Here is a 22,845-nt window from a genome sequence, read left to right as displayed (position 1 = left end):
AGTATCCTCTTCAGACACTCGATATACAGGATTTAGTTCATGCTTTTCAATTATTTATGACTTTTTCTCACCCACAAATTCTCATGAGGACCCAAAAAAGTTTTATTGTGTCTTGCGCATTCCGGAAACCGTGTTAGATTTAGTTTAACTCTGCGGTGATTTAACCAAGGAAACCAACAGCGGCGGTCAATGAAAGCGATCATTTCCCTGCAGGTGCGAGCGGATTACAGTGGAACAGCGGAATCGATCAGGCTGCGGTCATTGAGATTTTGGGATAGTCTGAACGAAAGTCAGCGGCGGATCTCGCAAAGACTTCGCAGAGGATCAAGCCCGCATTTCAAGCGGATGCTCCTACCTCATCATTCTTCAACGTTGCGGTAATTGAAAAACGAATGTTTTAACATTGCTTGGAGAAGCATGCGAGCCACGCATTGGGTCGGCGAAATGCGATGCGGTATTTGACGGATTGCCTTTCACGTTTGGAGCATCAATTATGTTCAATGCTCTGCAAATCTTTAAGTATTGCGGATAAAGAAGCGCAGGTTCAATGTGATGCCTGCGTTGAAAATACAGGATGCTTTTGCTAAGGACAGAAGAGGTGAAAGGAAGGGCAGTTGAATGAGAAAACGAGCAGGAGGAATCATGGGAAAAAGGCAATGGTGGCAGTTCATAGTTCTGGCGATATTGTTTCTTGTCGTCCCGTCCTCGGCGGCGCTGGCCGTCGATTTGACCGTGACAGGGTCGGACGGACTCGCGGTGAGCGAATATCGCTGGCTGATCGAGGAGGATGCCACATACAATGTGGTTCCGGGCGTGATCGACCCGCATACGCTGGCGGTGAAATTCCACACCAGCTATATGCCGGTTGTCGAGAGCGGGGATGAGACGACCCCGCCGGCCCTCGCGCTCGACGCGACCAAGTACTATTATGTGTCCATTCTTCCCGACGCCGGCTACACGATTGGCGGCGCTCGTTTTGCGGGCGATGCCGCGTCAGTCGAGGTCACTGTCAACAAGCTGCCTCTTCCCACGGCGCAAATCAGCATTTTCGTTTTTGAGGATAGTCAACCGATTAATAATGCACCCGACACTCCCGGCGAACTTGGACTGGAAGGCTTCGAAGTGATTGTTGGGGAAGCGGGCGGCCGCTACGGCATTTCCGGCGGCCGTATCATGCTGGACGCGTTCGGCAACATGCTCGGAACCGAATATGACGCTGACGGCAACGTAATCTCGATGGGCACCGGCACGATATTAACGGATGCGAACGGCGAGGCGCTGATTAAATATCTTCCGCCGGGGAAATATGGAATTCAAATCATTCCGCCGGAGGGCGAGCAGTGGGTGCAAACATCGACCATCGAGGGGACAAAGACTATTGATGCATGGGTGAAGGCGAACGAGCCGCCGTACTTCAGGGAGTTCGGCCCCCCCGGCTGGCATGTATTCGTGGGATTCGTTCGGCCGATGCACGACACTACTGTCCTTGACGGCAGCAGCACCATAAGCGGGCGGGTCGTCAATCTCCATAACTCGCGCCCGCCTGATTATACCTTTTTCCCAGGCGTGCCTTTTGCGCACACAACGCCCTGGATCGGCTTGAATGATTTGTCGGTTGGATTGGGCGTAGGCGTTCACGCAGCACGAGGCAATGAGGACGGCACGTTCTCAATTCCCGATGTGCCACCGGGCGATTATCAGCTTGTCATATGGGATGATTATCTTGATCTGCTCATTGCGAGCCTCGGCGTTACCGTTCCCGAGGGCGGCGGCGACGTGGTGCTCGGGGACGTTCCCGTTTTCAATTGGTTCACCGGCTTACAGCATTACACCTTCTACGATGAGGACGAAGACGGGTTTTGGGACGACACCGAAGTCGCTTTGCCCGAACAGGCCGTTAACCTCCGCTGGAGGGACGGCACAATGTATCAATCGTTTCCGACCGATTTGGAGGGATTCGTTCCATTCGACGAGGTCTTTCCGTTCTTCAACTGGCTGGTGGCCGAAGTCGATTTCCTCCGGTACAAGGCAACCGGTGTAACCGTTGTTGTTGATGACGGCGGAATGATCGACCCGCTCGATCCATGGTCATTTGGCGGGATATTGACGCCGCAGCCGCAATCAGAGACGGGCGGCGGCCCCTACCGCACCGAGACCGGACCGGCCCTGGTCGAAGCATTTCAGGGATTCCTCGGCCAGACCAGCGTAATGCTGTGGGGTAAGAAGAACTACGGCCCGGGTGAAAACGGCGGCATTTCAGGCATTATTTACTATGCGACCACCCGCGCCGAGAACGATCCTCGTTACGGCGCAGGCGAGCCTTGGGAACCGGGCATCCCGCGTGTTCAGGTGAACCTGTACCAGGACAGCATCATTGACGGCCAAATCGATGATATCAATGGAGTCGCCGGGATTCAGCTTGCCGACGTCGACAATTATCCGTTCGGCTGGTCGAACGGAGACCCGATGGGCGCCGAAGATGAAGAGCGTAGCGGAAACGACGGCGTCTTTGATCTTGGCGACGCTATACTGTTTACAACGACTGATAGCTGGGACGATGACATCCCCACGGGATGCCAGGGCGAGATCTTTTACGCCCACGGGGAGCCGACCGATTGCTACGACGGCCTGCGCAATTTCAACCAGGTGCGTCCGGGTGTTTTTGACGGCGGCTACGCGTTTGGCCCACAGCTCGATGATGGGTCATATCTTCCGAGCGGAATGTACATCGTTGAAGCGGTTCCGCCTCTGGGCTACGAACTCGTGCAAGAAGAAGATAAGAACGTAGACTTCGGTGATGAATACACTGTCCCGCTCGCGCTTCCGCCGGTGTGCGTGAACTATGACGAAAATGGCGGTCTCGGACATCTCGTTCCCGGTGAACTCACGCTATTCCCGGGGATTGAAGCTCCTTTTGCGGGGACCTATCGGCCTGCATGTGACCGCAAGCAGGTCGCGCTTACGGAAGGAAGAAACACGGCGGCTGATTTTTTCATGTTCACTGAGGTGCCAATTGCAGCCCACTTCAAGGGCATGATTCTCGATGACACTGCGAACGAATTCGATCCGAATTCGCCTCAATTCGGTGAAAAATACGCGCCCCCGTGGATGCCGGTTTCCATCCGAGACTGGACGGGGCGAGAAATCGGAAGGGTTTATTCGGACGAGTGGGGTACCTATAATGGATTGGTTCCATCAACCTATACGGTTAATATAGCTTCGCCGAGCGGGGTCTCGCCCAGCATGATAACCGTGTGCTTGAATCATCCTGGTCCGATTCCTGATCCCAACAATCCCGGGCAGTTTATTACGGACCCGCATTTCAACCCGCAGTACAGCCAGTTCTGCTACACGTTCCAGTACATGCCCGGAGCAACGACGTATCTTGATACGCCGGTTGTTCCGGTGGCGGCCTTTGCCGGGCCGGATCAATTCCCGCTCGATTGCGAATTTCCGGACGGCACTCCGCAAATCAACCGGGTATCGAATCTAAGCAGTCAGGGGCCTTACCTGGCCTCGACGCCCGCCGATATCATTATTGAGTCAGTTGGTCCAAAGGATGTCCCGAATCCTCAATATGACGGCCCGGGCGGGGTGAATCCAAAGACTATCATACGCGATTATGGCTTCGGGAGCATCGCCGGCGAAGTTAGAATCGGAGACGTTGCGCTTACCAACATCCGCTGGCGAGCCGACGGCCAATATATACGGGCGACCGTGCCCGCCGGAACACAGAGCGGCCAGTTAATGGTCACGCGAGGCGACAACGGTCTGTCCACTCCTGTCGGACTTACCGTCACAATTGGAGGATCGGCGCCCATAGCCGTTTCCGCAGGAGGTTCTATACAAGCAGCCATAGACGCGGCGGCGCCCGGCGATTTGATCATAGTCGGTCCGGGAACATACGAAGAAATGGTTATCATGTGGAAACCGGTCCGGCTGCAAGGCTGGGGCGCAAACTCGACGATAATCAACGCGATCCATGAGCCAGCCGAGAAACTGCTAGCATGGCGGCAAAAGATGGATTCACTGATTGCGGCTGGGGATATCACTCTGCTGCCCGCGCAAGCGGCCTTGCCGAATACCCTCTTCACAGAGGAAGGCGCCGGCATAGCCGTGTTCGCAAAAAACGCCCCACCTGAAGAAGGCGGTTTCGGACCCAATCCCAATGCCCGCATTGACGGATTCACGGTCAGGGGCGCAGTGGTCGGCGGCGGCGTAATGATCAACGGTTACGCTCACTATCTCGAAGTCAGTAACAACCGCGTCATAAACAATCAAGGAGTATACTGCGGGGGGATACGGTCCGGTCATCCGACTCTGACCGTAACGCCCGAGCAGATATACGAGCCGGCGCATAACGGAAACCTCAACATCCATCATAACCACGTAACTCAAAACGGCGGCCTGAGCGAAGCCGGCGGCGGAGTCCTCATTTCGACCGGCAGCCCGTTCTACCGCATAACAGACAATGTTATTTGTGGAAACTTCACAATGGGCGAAGGCGCCGGCATTGCTCATGTGGGATTGAGCCAGGGCGGTTTGATTGAGAATAACCGCATCCTCTTTAATCAATCCTTTAACCAAGGCCTGAGCGTATCCGGCGGAGGAATCGCCGTATTGGGCGGGTCTCCTCTCGGCGGGCCCGGCAGCCTGAGCACCGGCACCGGCTCCGTCACGATCAACGGAAACCTGATTCTGGGGAATCTGGCGGGCGCCGGAGACGGCGGCGGAATTCGTCTTGCCCGTACGAACGGTCTTGACGTTGCGCTGGCGCCAAATTCAAGTTTGTGGCATCAGATTCAGGTCTTTAACAACATAATTGTGAATAACGTCGCCGGACTTGCAGGCGGCGCGATTTCGCTGCAGGATGTGGCAAATTGCCAGATTATTCACAATACGCTGACCAACAACGACAGTACTGCGACCGCGGGGCTGGCTTTTGAGCCGGGCAGTCCAAACCAGTCAACGCCGCAGCCCGCCGGCATTGTAGCTCGTGCGCACAGTCCTGAACTCCAGGCTGCATTTCCAGCCGGACTCGAGCAGGAGTTCTCGAATCCGTTGCTGGCAAGCAATATCATTTGGCACAATCGCACCTTCTACTTTGTGATCGACGACACATTGACACCGCCCTACCGGCTCTTGCCCGATGTCGGCGCAGGTCAGGCGCCCGCTTATGACGACCTCGCGGTTGTCGGAACGGAGACCCCGCAGTCGCTCAACCCGCTGTACTGCGTGTTGACGGATACAACCGGCTACAGCGGCACAAATATCAGCGCGGATCCTGATTTCCTGAGCGAGTATGTGAACGGCGCAAAAAACCAGATAATAATTCCAGAGACGACCACGATTCAAGCGGCGCCCGCCTTTGATGAAGGCGGCAACTTCATCGATGTGCGGTTCGGGCCGCTTACGTTGATCGATCCCGCTACGAATTTACCGTTCGGTGACTATCACCTTGCGGCAGGATCCCCTGCGATTAACAGAGGAGTAGTTCGTCCTGGAGTTCCATCCGCTCTTCTGCGTGATTTTGACGGGCAAAACCGTCCAAACGGCGCTCTGCCCGATCTCGGAGCAGACGAGTTCTATCCGTAATGAAAATTGACTCCGCCGCCGGCACAATCCGGCGGCGGGGCCGCGAAAAGATTAAAAAAGGAGAACCAGAATGAAAAAGAAGATTCCGAGCCTGGTACTGAGCCTGGCGGTGCTGGTTATCTTCTCCTGGAGCCGGCCCGCCCTCTCAGACGTTTTCATCCAATGCCCGACCGATAATTGGGAGGCGGAGCAGGCGGCTGGCGAAGACCTGGACGCCGACGGCGTTGTCGATTATCAGGACGACAACGTGGTATGTATTCACCTGACCGGCGGGGATGGCTTTACGACGATGGCGGACGGCTACCCTCAATACATGTTCGGGTTTGGCGATGTCACGGGTATGCCTGCCGGCATGGTGATGATGCACGGCATGCTTGCCGCCAATTCCCCTGCCCCTCTGATTGCGGTGAAGGAGGGCAATGAAGTGTACCTCAATCTGACAAATGTCGGCATGATGGTACGCCCCGATCTGTTCGACCCGCACACCGTGCATTGGCACGGTTTCCCGAATGCGTCCGCCGTGTTTGACGGCGTGCCGGACGCCTCGATCAGCATCAACATGGGTTCGACGTTGACTTATTATTATGTGGCGCCTGAACCCGGAACATATATCTATCACTGCCACGTCGAGGCGACCGAGCATATGCAGATGGGCATGCTGGGTAATCTCTACGTGACGCCGGCGCAGGACGGCGCGCCCATCGGAGGATTCACCCAGTTCGCCTACAACGATGGTGACGGCTCCACAGGCTATGATGTCGATTATGTTCTTCAGTTTATCGACTTCGATAAGCAATTTCACGACGCCAGTTATTATGTTCAGCCGCTGCCGTTCGCGCTGATGGAAGACGACTATCACATGATCAACGGAAGGGGCTATCCGGATACAGTGAATCCGAATCCGATCGATGGGACGGATCCCGAAGGCGGAGTCTATCCCGGCAGCCAGAATGTGTCCTCCCTTATCGAGGCGCAGGTAGGCGATACGATCCTTCTGCGGATGTCAAGCCTTTCCGTAACGAAGTTCCATACCATCACCACTCTGGGTATCCCAATGAGAGTTGTGGGGCAAAATGCGCGCCTTCTCAGAGGTCCGACCGGGCTCGACCTGTCGTATTACACGAATTCTGTCACGCTCGGCGGAGGCGAGTCGATAGACGTCATTCTCGATACCGATGGGCTGGCCCCCGGCACATATTTCCTGTACTCGAGAAATCTGGATGATCTCAATAATGATGCAATGGATCGCGGCGGCGCCATGACGGAAATCCGGCTGACAAGCGCGCCGTAATGAGAAGGAGGAAATCGATGAACACTGTATGCATAAGGAGATATGGGCCGGCGTTGCTGTTTGGAGTAGCCCTGCTGCTGTCCATTGTTTCACCCGGCTGGGCGGAGATTCCCGGAGTCAACGGTCCCATATTGAATTGTACTGCGAAAGCCGACTACATCACTTTGGGAGACGGCTTGACATTACAGATCTGGGGGTTTGCCCCTGGAAACGGTCGAGCCCAATATCCCGGCCCTACGGTTTTTGTGAACCAGGGTGAGACCGTGATAGTAAACCTCACGAATGATCTGGCGGAGCCGGTATCCATGATTTTCCCCGGACAGGCGAATGTCGTCGCAACTGAAGTGACTCCGCCGACAGCGGCGGGTCTCGTGACACTCGAGGCGCTTCCGGGCGGCACGGTCTCCTATACCTTCGAGGTTACGGAGCCGGGCACCTATTGCTATCAAAGCGGCACGAATATGGACAAACAGATACCGATGGGGCTGTTTGGGGCGCTGATAGTGCGGCCCAGCGTCGCGCCATTCAATGACGGCAAGCACGCATACAACCATGAGGATTCGGCCTTTGACCGCGAATTTCTTTTTCTCCTGAGCGAGATGGATATTGTCCACCAGGAGATGGTTGAATTCGGCGAGCCAATCGACACGACCACTTTCTTCCCCGTCTATTGGTTCATCAACGGGCGTAATGCTCCCGATACAATGTATCCCGCGGGTGTCCCGTGGCTTCCCACCCAGCCTTACAATTGCATGCCCATGATAATGCCGGGCGAGAAGATGCTCATGCGAGTCATCGGCATCGGGCGCGACCTGCACCCGTTCCATTATCACGGCAACCATGCTCGCATTATCGCAAAGGATGGGAGACTGCTGTCGAGTGTGCCCGGTGCAGGCGCCGACCTGAGCCATGATCTCTTTACCATCCAGTCGACACCCGGAAACACCTTCGACGCCATCTTTCAATGGACCGGAAGAGGGCTTGGCTGGGATATCTACGGGACAGGGCCGGGCTATGAACACGATTGCATGGACATGGACGGCGATGGGTACGATGATATGACGTACGAATATTGCGCGGACCACGGGAAGTCTTTCCCCGTCATATTACCAGCTCAACTGGAGCTGACATTCGGTGGGATGTGGAGCGGCAGCCCGTTCCTTGGAGACTCGGGTTCTCTTCCTCCGGGACAAGGGGGATTGAATCCGATGGCGGCTTTCACATTCATGTGGCATTCACACACAGAAAAGGAAATGGTCAACAACGACATTTTCCCCGGTGGAATGATGACCATGATGATGGTCATGCCGCACGGCTCGATGGCCATGGAATAGATAGGAGAAGACAATGCGAAAGATAAGACTGACAGACTTTTTGGTCCTCTTCTCGGCCATGGTCATTTCGTTGGTCATGGCCGCGACCTCCCATGCGGCGCCGGTGAGTTATGATCTTACCGCCGATGATGTCACCATTAACATGCCAGACGGCGCCCCTATCCTGATGTGGGGGTTTGGGCTGACGGGCAGCGGAACGATCGGAGTTCCGGGCCCCGTCCTCGAGGCAAACGAGGGCGATGACCTCACAATCAATCTAACGAACAACCTGCCCGAAGCGGTCACCATCATTATTCACGGCCAGCGAATCACATCGCCGACGCCGGTAATGGTGGATGGTCGGGTAATGTCGTTCGTGCCGGAAACCGCCAGCTTCACTTTTCCGGACCTCAAGGCCGGAACATACCTCTATGAGAGCGGCACCCATCCGGCGAAACAAGTGCAGATGGGGCTGTACGGCGTGCTTATAGTTCGGCCCGCGACTGCCGGACAAGCTTACAACGATCCTGTCTCCGCATATGACCAGGAGGAGGTCCTGGTGTTCAGCGACATCGATCCACTCCTCCACGCGGCCGTACAAAACGGCACCTATGGAACCGCCGCATATCCGAGCACGGTGGACTATCGGCCGCAGTATTTCCTCATCAATGGGAAGGCGTATCCGGACACCGAGGCGATTGCGGCCGCAACCGGTGAGAGAGTCCTTTTGCGCATGGCGAACGCCGGCCTGAAATCATATGAGCCGATGATAAATGGGCTGCGCGCAAACGTCATCGCAGAGGACGGGAATCTCTTGCCGTTCCCGGTGGACGCCGTTGCCATCCCGCTCCATGCCGGGAAAACGTCTGATGCAATAGTCATTCCTTCTTCGCCGAGCCAATACGCGCTATTTGACCGGCGCCTCAATTTGACTAATGCTGGAGCAACGGGTGTGGGCGGCATGCTGACCTACATAAACGCAAGCGGGGTCACCCCCGTGACGGTCACATTCGTCTCGGCAGGCGCTCAAGACGGGTGGCTGGGAGAATCTCTCACCCAGGCCGATGTGGGACAATTTGCCGATGCAACCATTGCAAATGCGAGCGCATTGAGGATTGGAGATCAATTCGTTTCCGCTCTTCTGGTCGAGCCGCAACTGAAATCGATCGTCTCCTTCGATACCTCAAGTCTCCCCGACGGCGCGACAATACAAGCGGCGACGCTCCGACTCATACGTGGTGGCGTTGCAGGTATAAACCCATTTACGACTCATGCCCCCTGTTATGTGGATATAGTCACCGGATCGTTTGGCGGGAATCCGGCTCTTGCTCCGAGCGACTTTCAGGCCGCAGCGACAGCTGCGCAGGTCGCGGTTATGAGTAATCCAGCAGTCAATGGTGCTGCATCCGAAGGTTTGCTCAATGCTGCGGGCCTTGCGGCCATCAACAAAATCGGGCTTACGCAACTGAAAGTATATTTTGCAGTCGACGACAATGATGATGGGACGACGGATGCAATCGGCTTTTTCTCGGGAGAAAATGCCGTTCCGGCAAATCGACCGGTGCTTGAGGTCACCTATTTACCGTAATATCTGGACGAGCCACGGGAAGGGATGCTCTTGCGGCATCCCTTCCCCGACCCTCTATGAAAACGTTTTCGGATGGAGTATTATGTTGTCATGAATTATCAAAGAATCTATTCTAAGCTGCTGCCGATTCTTTTGATGATAGTATGCTTCGGCTGCGCCAGCGCAAAACCGGCCCCGTGTGATGCAAGAAGGAACTATTGCCCCAGCGCAAATTTGGCCGTGAAAGACGAACCCGTCCTTGCCGAGCAGGCACAAGATCAGGAGTTCGGGATCGAAGTGGTGAGCGTCAGACTGACCGCGGAAAATCACCTGATCGATTTTCGGTATCGCGTCCTGGATCCGGAGAAGGCCTCAGATATCTTCGATCGACAGAATCCTGCTTATCTTGTCGACGAAGCATCGGGCGACAGGCTTACCGTTCCGCGCATGGCTAAAGTCGGGCCGCTCCGCCAGACGAACTTCAACCCCGACGCGAAGCGGGTGTATTTCATCCTCTTCAGCAACACGGGCGGCATTATTCATCCCGGCAGCCTCGTTAGTTTAGAGGCGGGAAATTGCAGAATTAACCATCTGATTGTTGAATAATCCTCATTTCAAATCCTCCATTCGACCGCTCTGCTCGCGAACGGTCCGCCTTGCGCGACACATCTTTTCGGTCCCAGTCGTCCCTTTCTGCCGGTTGCGTTTGATTTCATCAAGATTAACTCGTATAATTCAAGTAGAGGGGCATGAAGAACCGGGCGCCCACGCAGGCGCTACATCTTGTAGCCGCATGAACAAAGGAGTTGACGGTTATACATACAAATAATTCAAGCGGGGAAAAGAAGGCGATTCTGGTCGGTGTACAGACCTCCCGCGAAGAAGCATGGATGATAGAGGAATCTCTAGCCGAGCTTGCCGAACTTGCGCGAACGGCCGGCCCGCAGGTTGTCGGCTCTGTGGTCCAGGCAAGGCCTGTACCTGACAGCGCCCTCTATATTGGCCGGGGCAAAGCAAAGCATATTGCCGAGCTCGTTGATCAACTTGAGGCGGACCTGGTAATATTCGATGGCGAGCTTTCCCCCGCTCAGCAGAGGAATCTGGAGGATCTGATCCCATGTCGAATTATCGACAGGACCCAGTTGATTCTGGATATTTTTGCCCAACGCGCCGAGACGAAAGAGGGCAAGATACAGGTGGAACTTGCCCAACTTGATTACCTTTTGCCCAGACTTGTCGGGCATGGCGTGACGATGTCGCGACTTGGCGGCGGTCGAGGCGGCGCGCGCCGCGGACCTGGTGAAATGAAACTCGAGGTTGATCGTCGCCGTATCCGGGACAGGATATCAAAGCTGAAGCGCGACTTGGAGCAGGTTCGGCGCCACCGCGACGTTCAGCGCAAGCGCAGGATCAGCAATGACGTGCCAAGCGCGGCCATCGTCGGCTATACCAATGCGGGAAAATCTTCGCTGCTCAATGCGGTCGCTGACGCCGATGCCTTTGTCGAGGACAAGCTATTCGCCACGCTTGATCCTCGCTCGCGCAAAGTTGGACTGCCGAATGGCCAAACGGTGATTTGCGTCGACACGGTGGGCTTTATTCAGAAATTGCCGCATACCCTGATTGCCGCATTCCGGGCAACGCTCGAGGAAGCAGTATACGCGGACATCATTATCCTTGTGGTAGACGTTAGTAGTCCCTATTTTCAGGAGCATATACGAGTCGCCAAAGACGTGCTTCACGATCTCGGGGCGGCCGACAAGCCCATTATCACCGTCTTCAACAAAATCGACTTGCTAGCCGACCCCATCATTGCATCCAATATAGCTGAACATGTGCCCGAAAGCGTGTCGGTCTCCGCCGCCACGGGTGCAAATATCAATCAATTGCTCGAACTGATTGCGCGCATTTTGTCGTCCCGGCGAGAGCGCGTCGAGCTGGTAATTCCACAAAGCAGATCGGAGCTTGCCGCCATGGTTCAGCAGCGGGGTGCTGTTCTGGAGAAGCGGTATGAGGATGGCAACATCGTCCTTGTTGCGGAATTGGACAAGCCGATAGCGGCGCAGTTGGGCGAATTTATAAAGAGGCGGCATCGTGAATCTGAGGATACGAGTAGGCGCCGTTTGTCGGCAAGATGACGATCTGCTCCTTGTCGAGCATGAGAAGGATGGCAGGCGGTACTTCCTTCTCCCGGGTGGAGGCATGCGGCAAGGCGAGCCGGCCGAAGAGGCGGTCGTCCGTGAAGTATACGAGGAGACAAGCATTCGGGTAAGAACGAAGAGGCTGATTTCCGTCTGTGAGAGTCTGGCGCCCGATCAGGAGAGACATATCGTTCATTTCCTTTATGAGACGGAATATGTCTGTGGGGAGCCCGGCGTCTCGCAGGACCCCCGCGTACGGCGATCGCTGTTTACCCCCATTTCTTCACTCGACCGCATAGAATTGCGACCGCCGGTTCAGCACTGGCTCCGGGAGCGCCTGCTCGACGGCTTTTCGAAAGACTTGGAACATTTGGGCGCCTTGTGGGTTTGAGTCGATCCTTTCCCGCCAGAAGAGGCATCTTGAAATCATGATAATCGACCTGCACTGCCACACCGTTTATTCAGGCGACAGTAACCTGGAGCCCGAACAACTCATAGAAACTGCCCGACGGAAGGGTATTGAAGCCGTTTGTATCACGGAGCACGATTCGTATCTGGCGTCTGAACCGGCCGAAGAGGTGGCTGAGAAGATGCGGTTTCCGATATTTCGAGGAGTCGAAATCAACACGAATTGGGGCCATATTCTTGCCTTCGGCCTCAGGGATGATGCCTGGCGGGAGAACGGTTATTACACCAACATCGAGACCGTCAGGATTGAGATACAGAAATGTGGGGGAATTTTGATTCCATCTCACCCTTTCCGCGTCGTCGGCTCCGCGTCGGCGCAGGCCCATCTTTTCTCAATGAAATTCATTGCAGCCGTTGAAGTATTGAATGGCGAGAACACTCCCCGAGAGAATCAATTGGCCAGAAGCGCCTGGCAAAAGCTGGGTATTCCTGGAACGGGCGGCAGCGACTGTCATTACGTTTCGAAGGTGGGTGCATGCGCGACGTGGTTCCAAAACCCGGTTCATTCACTCGAGGAACTTATCCGGGAAATCCGGTCCGCTCGTGTCGCACCTGCTTATCCGGCGCGTGATGGTTCGTATACTGTTTTGACCGGCTAACGCGACTTATGAGGATGTTCGATGGACCTGAACCAGATGAGAGAAGCGGCTGAGAGCATCGCGAGGGCGGCTATAGAAGCGGTCAAACCGGAGGTGTTAATTCCGAGAGCGGTATCTCTGGACGGGTCGTTGCTCAGGGTTCATGACCTGAGGATCGACCTCAGTCACTACCGCAGAATCATCGTAGTCGGCGCAGGGAAGGCAACTGCCGCCATGGCCCACGCGCTTGAGGGTCTCCTTCAAGAACGAATATCAGGCGGAGTCATCGTTGTCCCGTATGATCTGGCGAGCCCATTAAGAAATATTGAGATTTTTGAAGCGGGGCACCCAATACCCGATGAACGCGGTTTTGCCGGCGCGCAGGCCCTGCTTTCTTTGCTCCGGCACAATGCGGCTGAGAATGTTTTGTTCGTCTGCCTGATTTCCGGCGGGGGCTCTGCGCTCCTCCCCTATCCCGCCGAGGGTGTCAGCCTTTCGGACAAGCAGTCCACAACCAAATTGCTGCTCGAATGTGGCGCAACGATAGCAGAATTGAACACCGTTCGCAAACATCTCTCGAAAGTAAAAGGGGGACAACTTGCGCGCGCCGCAGCGCCCGCCCGTGTTATTTCGATCATAATTTCCGATGTGATCGGCGACCGGCTCGAGACCATAGCCTCCGGCTTGACCGCGCCCGATCCGTCAACTTTTTCGGATGTGGCGGCGATACTTCGGAAGTACAAAATTTGGGATAAAGTGCCTGATTCGGTTCAACGCCTTGTGGAGAGGGGGATGCGGGGGCATATTCCTGAAACTCCCAAACCGGATGATGATTGTTTTGCGAAGGTGGACAATGTTGTAATTGGCAACAACCGCAAAGCCTTACAAACTGCCGCAGAATCAGCCCGTTCGCTCGGCTTCCATTCCTTGCTGCTCACTTCGCGCATAGAAGGCGAGGCGAGGGACGTTGGCACCGTATTTGCATCTATTATTAAAGAAGTCGAACTTTCTGGTCAGCCGGTGAGCCCGCCGGCCTGTCTCTTGGCGGGCGGCGAGACGACGGTCACAATTCGGGGCGTTGGGAAAGGTGGCCGGAACCAGGAATTGGCGCTTTCCGCCGCCATCGGTTTAGCGGAGGCAAATAAGGCGGTAATCGCTGCTATTGGGACTGACGGGGCGGATGGTCCAACGGATGCCGCCGGGGCAATAGTTGACAACTCAACCATTTCCAAGGCATGCGAACGGGGCCTTGATCCGATGGATCATCTCAATCGAAACGACTCGTACAGTTTTCATCGGTCGACCGGCGACTTGCTCTTTACCGGGCGAACCGGCACGAACGTGATGGATTTGCTTATCGGACTGGTCTGTTAGGTTTCGGAGCGTATACTGTAGAGAATGCAAAATCTGGCAGCGGGGCGAAAAATGAGAACCTCCACCCATCTTCGTGCAGGTGCTGTTCTTGTTGCAGCATTTGCGGCTGCCACTATCTACACTTCACCCATTCATGCCGCTGCGGTTGAAACGCCCGCCGGCAAGCGAATTCCCGGGAAAATCATGGATGAAGGCGAAAAGAGCTACAAGATCGGGACAGAGCTGCCGGGCGGCGGGCGCATAATTTATAACGTCGATAAGGGGCGCGTCGATCCTCATGGGACCGTCCCGGGCAAGGGCAGAATCGAAGACATCAAGGGAAAAGCCGACATTAAGAAGGCAGGCACTACGCGATTAGTTCCCGCCGGCAAAAATATGATCGTCAACCCGGGAGACCAGATCCAGACTTCCCCGGGAGCCGAAGTAGTGGTTACTCTGGAGAATCTTGCCATCAGCGGGATTGGAGGTAACACGACGTATACTCTCAAGTCGTTGGAAGTAAACCCGGAGACGAAATCAACGCAAGTGCAGGTTGATTTGTCGAAGGGGAAATTATGGTCGGAGGTCGGCCGGCTGAAAACAAAGGATTCCAGTTTCATAATAGAGACGCCAGCCGCAGTTACCGGTGTGCGCGGCACGGTTTTCCGGATAGAGGCTGAGCCTGAAACGCAGAGCACGAGTGTTTCGGTGATATCAGGCGAGGTTGCAGTCAGCTCAAAGGGAATGGAGGCGCCTGAAGTTTTGATCGCCAACAAACAGGCATTGAAGGTGACAGCCGGATCGGAACCCGCCAAATTGACCGCCACGGAGCTGCTACAGCACATTGTCCTTCTGGTCGAGGAATGGACGAAACAATCCGAGTACTTTCAGGCGATTACCGCACTGGCCGGTATAGGCGAGGTCGAGCAAATTGAAGTTGAACCGGCTCTGCCAGAGGCGCAGAGGCAACGCGTTTATGATGCGATACAAGCAGGTTGGGAAAAGGCTTCAGAAGATTTCTTTCAACTGGATAAGGCCCTGAAAATGTTTTATCTCGATTTTGCGAGGTTCCCAACTACCGAAGAGGGACTCAAGGCGCTTGCCCATAGTACGGGGTTGTCCCAATGGAACGGCCCATATACTGACCCGCAAAATTTGGTTGATCATTACGGCGAGCCGTATCAGTATGTTCTGTCGCGTGATCCGTACGGCAATACCATGGCCGAGATAACCACGTTCGGCTACGATAAGAAGCCCGGCACTAGGGATGATCGCAGAAAAATCATTACCGAAGAAGATGCCCGCCGGTGGGAAGACACCAAGAGTTATCGGTGACACGGGGAAGAAGAAAAAAGCTTCGCGCGTATTATATCCGATATGATTCCGTCGATGCGGCTGCGTCAGCGGCGGCTGTTCTTTGGTTCATGGTGATGCTGCCGCTCTCCTGGAGCTTAAACAAGATACCGTTTGCCCTCGCCATACAGCGGAGCATAATAGGAGCAACATTTCTATACCTGCTTGTCTCTGTGTTGCTGGTCATCGTTATCCGGACGGCGATCGGAGCCAGCGGGCACAGGAAAAAGGAGACAGAGGCGGCTGTCGTGCGCCAGGTGAGCATCCCGGACTTGTCAAGGAGAGAAGCGGGATAATTCATGCCGATCGCGAACTGTGAAAAATGCGGCTCATTATATTTGCGAACCGACAACGCGCTTTGCCCGGCTTGCATCGAAAAAGAGGAAACCGAATTTCAACTGGCCGTTGACTGGCTCAGAGAGAATCCGGGCCAGAACCTGGATGCGCTAAGCACAGCGACGGGTATTGCACGAGGTACTGTCCTTGGCTGGATCCGCGAGAGGCGGCTGATGTACAGTGGAAGCGGCGAAGCGACTTTCTGCAAAAGATGCGGGAGACAGGTGAATTCAGGCACTCTCTGTGATCAATGCGCATCTCTCTTTTCGAGCGATAATCCGACCAAATCTGCAACACCGACTAAAACCAACGGACATGAGAACAGGCACGGCGGCATGCATTATGTCCCGCGCAGACGTGGGCGCAGATAATTAGAGCGTGCGCCGATTCCTCCTAGCGGCAGAGACTCTTGAATTCGCAGATCCCGCATTTCTCCGGCTCGTTGCTTCTGGAATAATTCGCCATAACTATCTCCCGAGCATCAACGAGAAGCCGGCTTCGCACATCGGCAAGCTCATCATGGGAAAAATGATGCGTTACCTCTTCCCCGCTTGAAAGATAAAAGTTGCTTGTCAGCATGCCGGTGACCCCAAGGATTTCTTCCAGCGCCATCTTGTACAGGGCTAGCTGGAGTCTGTGATCATCAGGTTTTTTCAAGCCGCTCTTGTAATCAATGATCTTGAGGGAATCGCCTTCGCGTTGAACGTGGTCCACCGTGCCTTTCACGATGAACGTGAACCCTTCGGCGACGATCTTCCAATTGAATTCCTTTTCCTCGAACACAGTCTCCTTCTTGCTCAAGTGCGAATCCAGATATTTTTGAAGAAACTCGTGTCCGCGATTAAGGACTTGCCGGGGACAGTCAAGCGCGGGGCCCAAATCGTCCAGAATCTTGTGCGCGTTCATCTTTTGTTTTCGCTTCATCCCGCGGTGATAATACATCAGAGTCTGGTGCAATAAGTCGCCGAGCAATCGGCCGGCGCCATCGCCGAAATTGCCGTCAAAATCAAATTCATCTGTTGTCGCGAATCCGTAGACGTAGCGGAATGCATAGTGGCGGGGACATCGGCGGAAGAGAGCCAGCTTTGAGTAGCTGAATTCGGGAACAGGCGGTGCGGCGGGTGCAGCGGCTGGGCTGACAGGAACAATTCGTTCGACGGCCGTCGCCGTCGCGTCCAGTACTTGCTCGAGAGGAAGATCAATATTCGCGCCGGCGGCATGCGACACCTCCGCTGGCGCTGCGGTGTCCTCCTCGTCTGCGGCGTCTTCCAGAACGCTTGCCGTAATGCAGTGCTTCATGTTCGAGGCGAATGCTTGAAGTGTGGAGAAGAAGTCCTTTTCTTCTTCTTTCCGGGGGCCATATGCAGTGATGTACAGGAGATCGCGAGTGCGTGTCAGCGCCACATAGATGATTCGGTTTTCTTCCAGATACCGTCTCTCGCGCAGTTGTCTTTCGATCCGTCCGTAGCCGCCTTCATATCTTACAATGAAAGTGCCATCCGGGCGCCTTTTCACATAAATGCCAAAATCCTCATCATACCCAAAGTTGCCGCCGCGAAATCCAGTCGGGGTGACGCCGACCAGGAAAACGATCGGAAATTCCAGGCCCTTGGCCTGATGGATCGTCATGAGTTGCACTTTTTCGGCGGCTGCGTTGCCCGGCTGGGCCTTCAGGTCACACGAAGCGGCAGTCTCGAGATAGAGCAGGAACTCATCGAGTCCGTCTCTCGGATGGCGCTCCTCATATTGCGATGCAATCTTATAAAATTGAGCGACATTCATGAAGCGCGGGCCGCGCGGTCGCTCCCTTGAAGAAAGGTATTTCAAGTAGTTGATGCCCTTGAGAGCTCTTGAGAAGAGTTCCGCCAGTGATATCGACCACCTGAGCGCAGCGAGTTCCTCTACAAGTCGCACAAGCTGTCGCATCCGGTCCGCCGAGGCTGGACGAAATCCGCTCAAATCGCCCTGCTTAATGGCGTCATAGATGCTGGTGATCTCGCCTTCTCTTTGTCTGCAGATATGATACAGGGAGGCATCACTCAATCCGATCATCTCGGTTTGCAGCATTCTCACCATTGGTTGATCGTCGAAGGGATTGCCTACCAGTCGGAGAAGTGCGGAGATATCCTTTATATCCTGCAAATCATAAAAACCGCACCCTCCAACGGTTACATAGGGAATACCGCTCGCCGAGAGAGCTTCCTCGACGGCGCGAGAAGAATGGATAGTTCGCATGAGCACGGCGATCTCGCCAGGACAACGTCCCCGTTCGATCAAGCCTTTGATCTGCCGCGCGACGAAGACCGCCTCGGTTTCGCGGTCCTTTGTGTAAACCAAATTAACACGAGCTTCTCCCGCATTTCCGCGCCCGCCCTGCGAAGCCGTTCGTAAAGGAGGCTCGCCGGGCATGGTGTTTCGGATGAATCTGTTTGCGACATCGAGAACCTGTCCGAACGACCGATAATTTTCCTCGAGCGGCACGGTCTCGCCGGGGAATTTATTCATGTTCTCCAGTTTTGCCTCACGCCACTCGTAGATCAACTGTTTGGGGTCGCCGACGACCGTCACGTTCTGAAATCTTCTGCTCATTGTCTCGAGAAGGCGATATTGGCCGCTGTCGGTATCCTGAAATTCATCAACCAGGATATACTCGAAATTCTTCCGTAAATCTGGATTGTTGTTCATGAGCGTATGAGCGTAGAAAATAAGATCGTTATAATCGAGGAGATTCTTATCCGCGAGCCTTTCGCGATAACTTCTGTAGATGACGTATACGGCGTTCAAGAATAATTGTTCGTAGGCCTCGTCCAGAGGAATCGCCGCGAGGCGTTTCTCGAACGCTTTTTTTGTGGAGGCGTGAGTGTTCGAATCGTCTATCGTCGCATTCAGCTCGCTTATGAGGTTCCGATATTCCCTTTTTAAAAGGGGGAGGAGTTGCTTCTTCACATCTTGCGGATGAATGAAATTTGATTTCAGTCGGTTGATGATGGCGAGGATGTCCTGTTGCAGATTATCGGGGGAATCTATGAGCAGGTCTTCAAACCTGTTCTCGTTGCTTTCCGAAAGGCGATTATTGAGGAAATCATTCAGAACATTTCGCAGGAGGGCAATCTGTTCGACCTCATCTACAATCTCGAATGAGGGATCGAGCCCCACGAGCAATGGATGTTGTTTCAACAGAATGAGGCTTATCGAATGGAAATTCCCAATCCAGGTCAAGAGAGCGGCCTCGTTCCTGTCAACCAGACCTTCTGCACCGAGTAAAGCAACTATGCGGCGCCGCATTTCTGCGGCGGCCTTCTTTGTGAAAGTTAAAGCCACAATATGGTGTGGGCGGAGCTTGTAGTGCTTGACGAGATAAACGAAGCGGCGTGCGAGCACTTCGGTTTTTCCCGTTCCCGCACCAGCGATAATCTTCAGCGGCCGCTCCATCGGAAATTCTATGGCCTTCTGTTGCGACGGATTCGGCGTGAAAACGTCCACGGTCGGCTCTCCTGTTTACGAATCGCAAATTGACGCGAAAGAACACCATTGGCATTCTATCGTCGAGCGCGGCTCGGCCGGGAAGCGACCGGCCAAAATATGGTTGACGACCTCGATGACGGCGCCTTCAGCCATCTGTATCTCCTCGGGAGAAAGTGAATCTTTCCCATCGCCAACTCGCAGGCATGATTTCTTGAAGAAGCCTGCCGCGTTGGCTTGCGCCACCCAGAAATAGACAAGCTCGACGGGCTCAAAGCCTTCGGCGCGCGCGGCAAGGAGGTAAAGGGGCATCTGAAAATCCTGGGGAGCATAATCGGAAGCACGATCGATATTCAGGAACTTCTTCTTTATGGCATTGGGAGTAATTGGTCCGGTTTGAGAAGTTTTGTAGTCAATGATGCGATGGCCGCCTTGGTTCTGTAGAGCATCAATCCGGTCGATGCGCGCGCGGAATGGAACGCCGCGAACTTGAAATGTGAAATCCAGCTCGCATGCCAGTATCTGCGTTTCGGGCGCCTGCGTAGCTTCGGTTTTTATGTACCGGCTGAGTATTTGTTTCGCCTTTCTCCTGGCGGTCTCTCTTTGCAGAATGGTGTTGAATCGCTCGTGGAAGCCGCCTGCCTCCTCCCCTGCTTCTTTCTCGAGCCAGACTTTGTTGAAAATCTCGAGTAACTCAGCCTCTAGCGTTTCGCTGTTGCTCCCGTACTCCTTGACTTTTGTATGGAATTTTTCCAGCACAATGTGAATGAGCCGGCCAACGTCAAATTCTTTCCCGCGGCCGGGCTCGATGCGCAGCGCGCGCTCATAAAAATACCGGCGCGGGCAGGAAAGATATGACGAAAGCTGGCTCGCGCTGAAGAAGTGATCCGCGAGCACGGGGGGCTCGGCGGGCTCAACCTGAAATGGCTGCCGGTCGCAGATATATCTGCCATCGAGGCCACACGCCTCCAAGCGCGATCGAACATGCTCGTTCTCTGCGGCTTCGGGCGATCTCTGAATATGAAAATGCAGGATGCTCTCGATTTCCTCACGGCTGAATGCGTTCGCCAAGTGACTGAGGACGGGAGAATCGACAGGCGATTTTTTCTGATCACTGACGCCCTCGTCAGGCATCATCTCGTGGAGAAAGGGGGAAGGCTCGGCCGGTTCTGAATAATGCGACTCTTCCGTATAATTGACGCTGAGCTTTTCTGTGGCGCGAGTAAGAGCCACATACAGCACCTGGCGCTCCTCATCCAGATGCTCCTTCGGGCTCATCTGAAACGGAAAATGCGGAGAGAGGAATGATGTGGAATCGAAACGTTTGCGGAGAGCTTCTCTCAGGAGGCGAAGAGACTTTCCGTCAAGAAGTGTATTGTCTCTTCGCGCGGCCGGAAAATATTCATCCGTTGCATCCACGATGTACACATAAGGAAACTGCAGCCCTTTGGCCTGATGAATGGTCATTATCCTTACACCGGCCGCAGCGTCATCGGGCGGAACATTTTCCTGCCGATTCGAAAAACGGGCGAAAGCATGATCGAGACTTTCCAGGAAACGTGCGGGTGAATCTTCAGGATTATTATGGCGCCCGACCTCCTCAATGTCCTGAAGGAGTTGGTCGAGCAGTCTGAGATTGCGCGCATCCTGTACACCGGCGTCAAGACTCTTTTCGAGAATTGCTGGAATAAACAAATCTCGTGCAGCCAGTCGAGCAACCTCGACCAGACTTTCCCCCGAGTGGATTTTTTCGCGCAGGCCCTCGATATAATCAAGGGCGTTCCGCACCCGCTCGAGGACTTCCCTGTTTCGATAATGACAGCGTTCGGGATCGGCCAGGTAACGTCGCAGTGATTCGTGCAGCGCGGCGCCCCCTGATTGTTCCGACAATATGTTCACTAAGCGACGCAGCTCGACGGGATCAATATGTAAAGTTGGAATGTTCAGCACCCGCATGCATGCAGCGGTATCATCGGGAAAGACCAGGATCTTGATCAGGTCCGAGAGGGATTTGACCATCGGGCTCATATAGAAACCGGTTGAATTGGAGACAACCGCAGGGATTTCGTAATATGAAAATGCTTCCTTGAGAGGAACAGTGGAGCGGGAAGCGCTTCTGCAGAGCACGGCGAAATCATTGTAATCGTTGTAGGAGAGGGCGTTGTTTTTCACGCGAGCAAGCATGGTTCGCTTGATATCCCGGGCGATCTCGTATGCCTGCTCGACAGTGTCTTTGTGTCCGACCACCTGGAATGTCCTTTCACCGCAAGGTTCCTCCCTTTGCTCCGTGTTTCTCCCTGCCAAGCGAGCGGCGGCAGCTATCGCGCTCGGCAGGCGATAGTTGTGGTCAAGATGAAACTCCTCAAAGCAAGGCCTGAGCTTCTTTATGAGATCGAACCTGCCTGTTCCGCTTCCGCGAAAGCTGTAAATGCGCTGCATTTCATCTCCGGCGACAAAGAGAGCGGTGTCGGCCTTCAACAGCAGGCGCAAAAGCTCAAACTGGGCCGGGTCGATCTCCTCGAATTCGTCGATGAGAATATGCGTGAAATCATCAACATCGAGCTGCGCAGATGGGGGCGCATTTCGCAGGATCTCAGTTGCGAGCGCGATGACATCAGAAAAGCCTGCGTAGTTCTTTTCCCGCATGTACTGTTCAAAAGCCTCGTATAACCGAGCAAGGTCGGACAATTCGGGGGAAAGTCTGTTTGTCAATGTGGAGAAAGCGGCAGGGAAAAGGAGATTTTGTTTGAGCAATTTAAAAAAATCCGAAAGCTCCCAGGCGAAGCCGTCTTTTTCAGCGACCTCTTTAAAGATTGGCGCTAATGACGAGCGATTGCTGAGAAGCACCTCTCTTGCCACCAGGTATTCCTTGAATGGTGAGATGAAATGCAATGGCGTGCGAAGGCGGCCTCTCCAACCGCATGAGCTCACAATCTTCATAGCTATCGAATGGAAGGTATGAATCTGGAATCCAGCATAAGGTTCGCCGAGGTCATCTTGAAGCGCGCGCCGGCAGCGAGCCGCCGAGGCGGACGAAAATGTTATAAAAATGATTGCAGAGGCCGGAATTTTTTTCTCAGAGACCAGGTGATGGAATCGACGGAAGAGCAGGCACGTTTTCCCCGTGCCGGGCGCCCCTCTTACGATCACTGTTTCGGCTTCGGACGAAAGGGCGCGTTGCTGAACTGCATCATGTTGATACATGAGTCTCCTGCTCGTAAAAACCGGTTGACCGCAGTGTAGCATATCGTGGTAAATACTGCAATTCCCCCCATAAATACCGTTTTCACATAGGGCTTACGCATCTAAATCGGCCCTTGGGGGCGGATTTTTGCTGACTGCTCCTTCTTATTGGCTCTGTTGGGTTTCCTTTGTGGTTTTGGAGATG

The 22,845-nt window shown here is 54.4% G+C and carries 14 protein-coding genes; 12 read left to right on the top strand and 2 right to left on the bottom strand.

Annotated features, from left to right (window positions below):
- Nucleotides 1-618 precede the first annotated feature (618 nt).
- The 12 genes from C4520_10620 to C4520_10565 all read left to right on the top strand — a co-directional run bounded on the left by C4520_10620 (nt 619) and on the right by C4520_10565 (nt 16,366).
- Entirely contained in the window at nt 619-5,595 is a 4,977-nt protein-coding gene (locus C4520_10620) for a hypothetical protein (GenBank protein ID RJP20996.1), read from the top strand.
- 70 nt (nt 5,596-5,665) lie between these two features.
- Entirely contained in the window at nt 5,666-6,886 is a 1,221-nt protein-coding gene (locus tag C4520_10615) for a multicopper oxidase family protein (GenBank protein ID RJP20995.1), read from the top strand.
- Nucleotides 6,886-8,220: a copper oxidase gene (locus C4520_10610; GenBank protein RJP20994.1), complete on the top strand. Its 1,335-nt coding sequence runs from the start codon at nt 6,886-6,888 to the stop codon at nt 8,218-8,220. The genes C4520_10615 and C4520_10610 overlap by 1 nt, the downstream gene beginning before the upstream one ends.
- A 13-nt stretch (nt 8,221-8,233) precedes the next feature.
- Nucleotides 8,234-9,787, top strand: coding sequence for a multicopper oxidase family protein (locus tag C4520_10605; GenBank protein ID RJP20993.1), 1,554 nt, complete (start codon nt 8,234-8,236; stop codon nt 9,785-9,787).
- A 72-nt stretch (nt 9,788-9,859) separates the two neighbouring features.
- Nucleotides 9,860-10,372, top strand: coding sequence for a hypothetical protein (locus C4520_10600; protein RJP20992.1), 513 nt, complete (start codon nt 9,860-9,862; stop codon nt 10,370-10,372).
- 284 nt (nt 10,373-10,656) lie between these two features.
- On the top strand, nt 10,657-11,904 hold the full coding sequence (gene hflX / locus C4520_10595; GenBank protein RJP20998.1) for a GTPase HflX: 1,248 nt from the start codon (nt 10,657-10,659) through the stop codon (nt 11,902-11,904).
- Nucleotides 11,858-12,298, top strand: a complete 441-nt coding sequence (locus C4520_10590; protein ID RJP20991.1) for an NUDIX hydrolase — start codon at nt 11,858-11,860, stop codon at nt 12,296-12,298. The genes hflX and C4520_10590 overlap by 47 nt, the downstream gene beginning before the upstream one ends.
- A gap of 37 nt (nt 12,299-12,335) precedes the next feature.
- On the top strand, nt 12,336-12,974 hold the full coding sequence (locus C4520_10585; GenBank protein RJP20990.1) for a PHP domain-containing protein: 639 nt from the start codon (nt 12,336-12,338) through the stop codon (nt 12,972-12,974).
- A 36-nt stretch (nt 12,975-13,010) separates the two neighbouring features.
- The gene (locus tag C4520_10580; protein RJP20997.1) at nt 13,011-14,327 is read left to right on the top strand and encodes a glycerate kinase; all 1,317 of its coding nucleotides are present in this window, start codon (nt 13,011-13,013) and stop codon (nt 14,325-14,327) included.
- A 24-nt stretch (nt 14,328-14,351) separates the two neighbouring features.
- Entirely contained in the window at nt 14,352-15,641 is a 1,290-nt protein-coding gene (locus C4520_10575; GenBank protein ID RJP20989.1) for a hypothetical protein, read from the top strand.
- Nucleotides 15,638-15,955 (top strand): hypothetical protein, encoded by a 318-nt coding sequence (locus C4520_10570; protein RJP20988.1) that lies wholly within the window; start codon nt 15,638-15,640, stop codon nt 15,953-15,955. The genes C4520_10575 and C4520_10570 overlap by 4 nt, the downstream gene beginning before the upstream one ends.
- A gap of 3 nt (nt 15,956-15,958) precedes the next feature.
- The gene (locus tag C4520_10565; protein RJP20987.1) at nt 15,959-16,366 is read left to right on the top strand and encodes a hypothetical protein; all 408 of its coding nucleotides are present in this window, start codon (nt 15,959-15,961) and stop codon (nt 16,364-16,366) included.
- A 22-nt stretch (nt 16,367-16,388) separates the two neighbouring features.
- Here the strand turns inward: C4520_10565 and C4520_10560 are convergent, their stop codons facing one another.
- Together C4520_10560 and C4520_10555 are read right to left on the bottom strand one after the other, a co-directional pair.
- Entirely contained in the window at nt 16,389-19,478 is a 3,090-nt protein-coding gene (locus C4520_10560) for an ATP-dependent helicase (GenBank protein ID RJP20986.1), read from the bottom strand.
- Nucleotides 19,479-19,493: 15 nt separating this feature from the next.
- A complete protein-coding gene (locus C4520_10555; GenBank protein RJP20985.1) occupies nt 19,494-22,703 on the bottom strand; it encodes an ATP-dependent helicase in 3,210 nt (1,069 codons plus the stop codon).
- Between the last annotated feature and the right edge of the window lie 142 nt (nt 22,704-22,845).

Source organism: Candidatus Abyssobacteria bacterium SURF_5 (genome assembly GCA_003598085.1).
Lineage (GTDB): Bacteria > Abyssobacteria > SURF-5 > SURF-5 > SURF-5 > SURF-5.
This window is presented reverse-complemented; position numbering and strand designations above follow the sequence as displayed.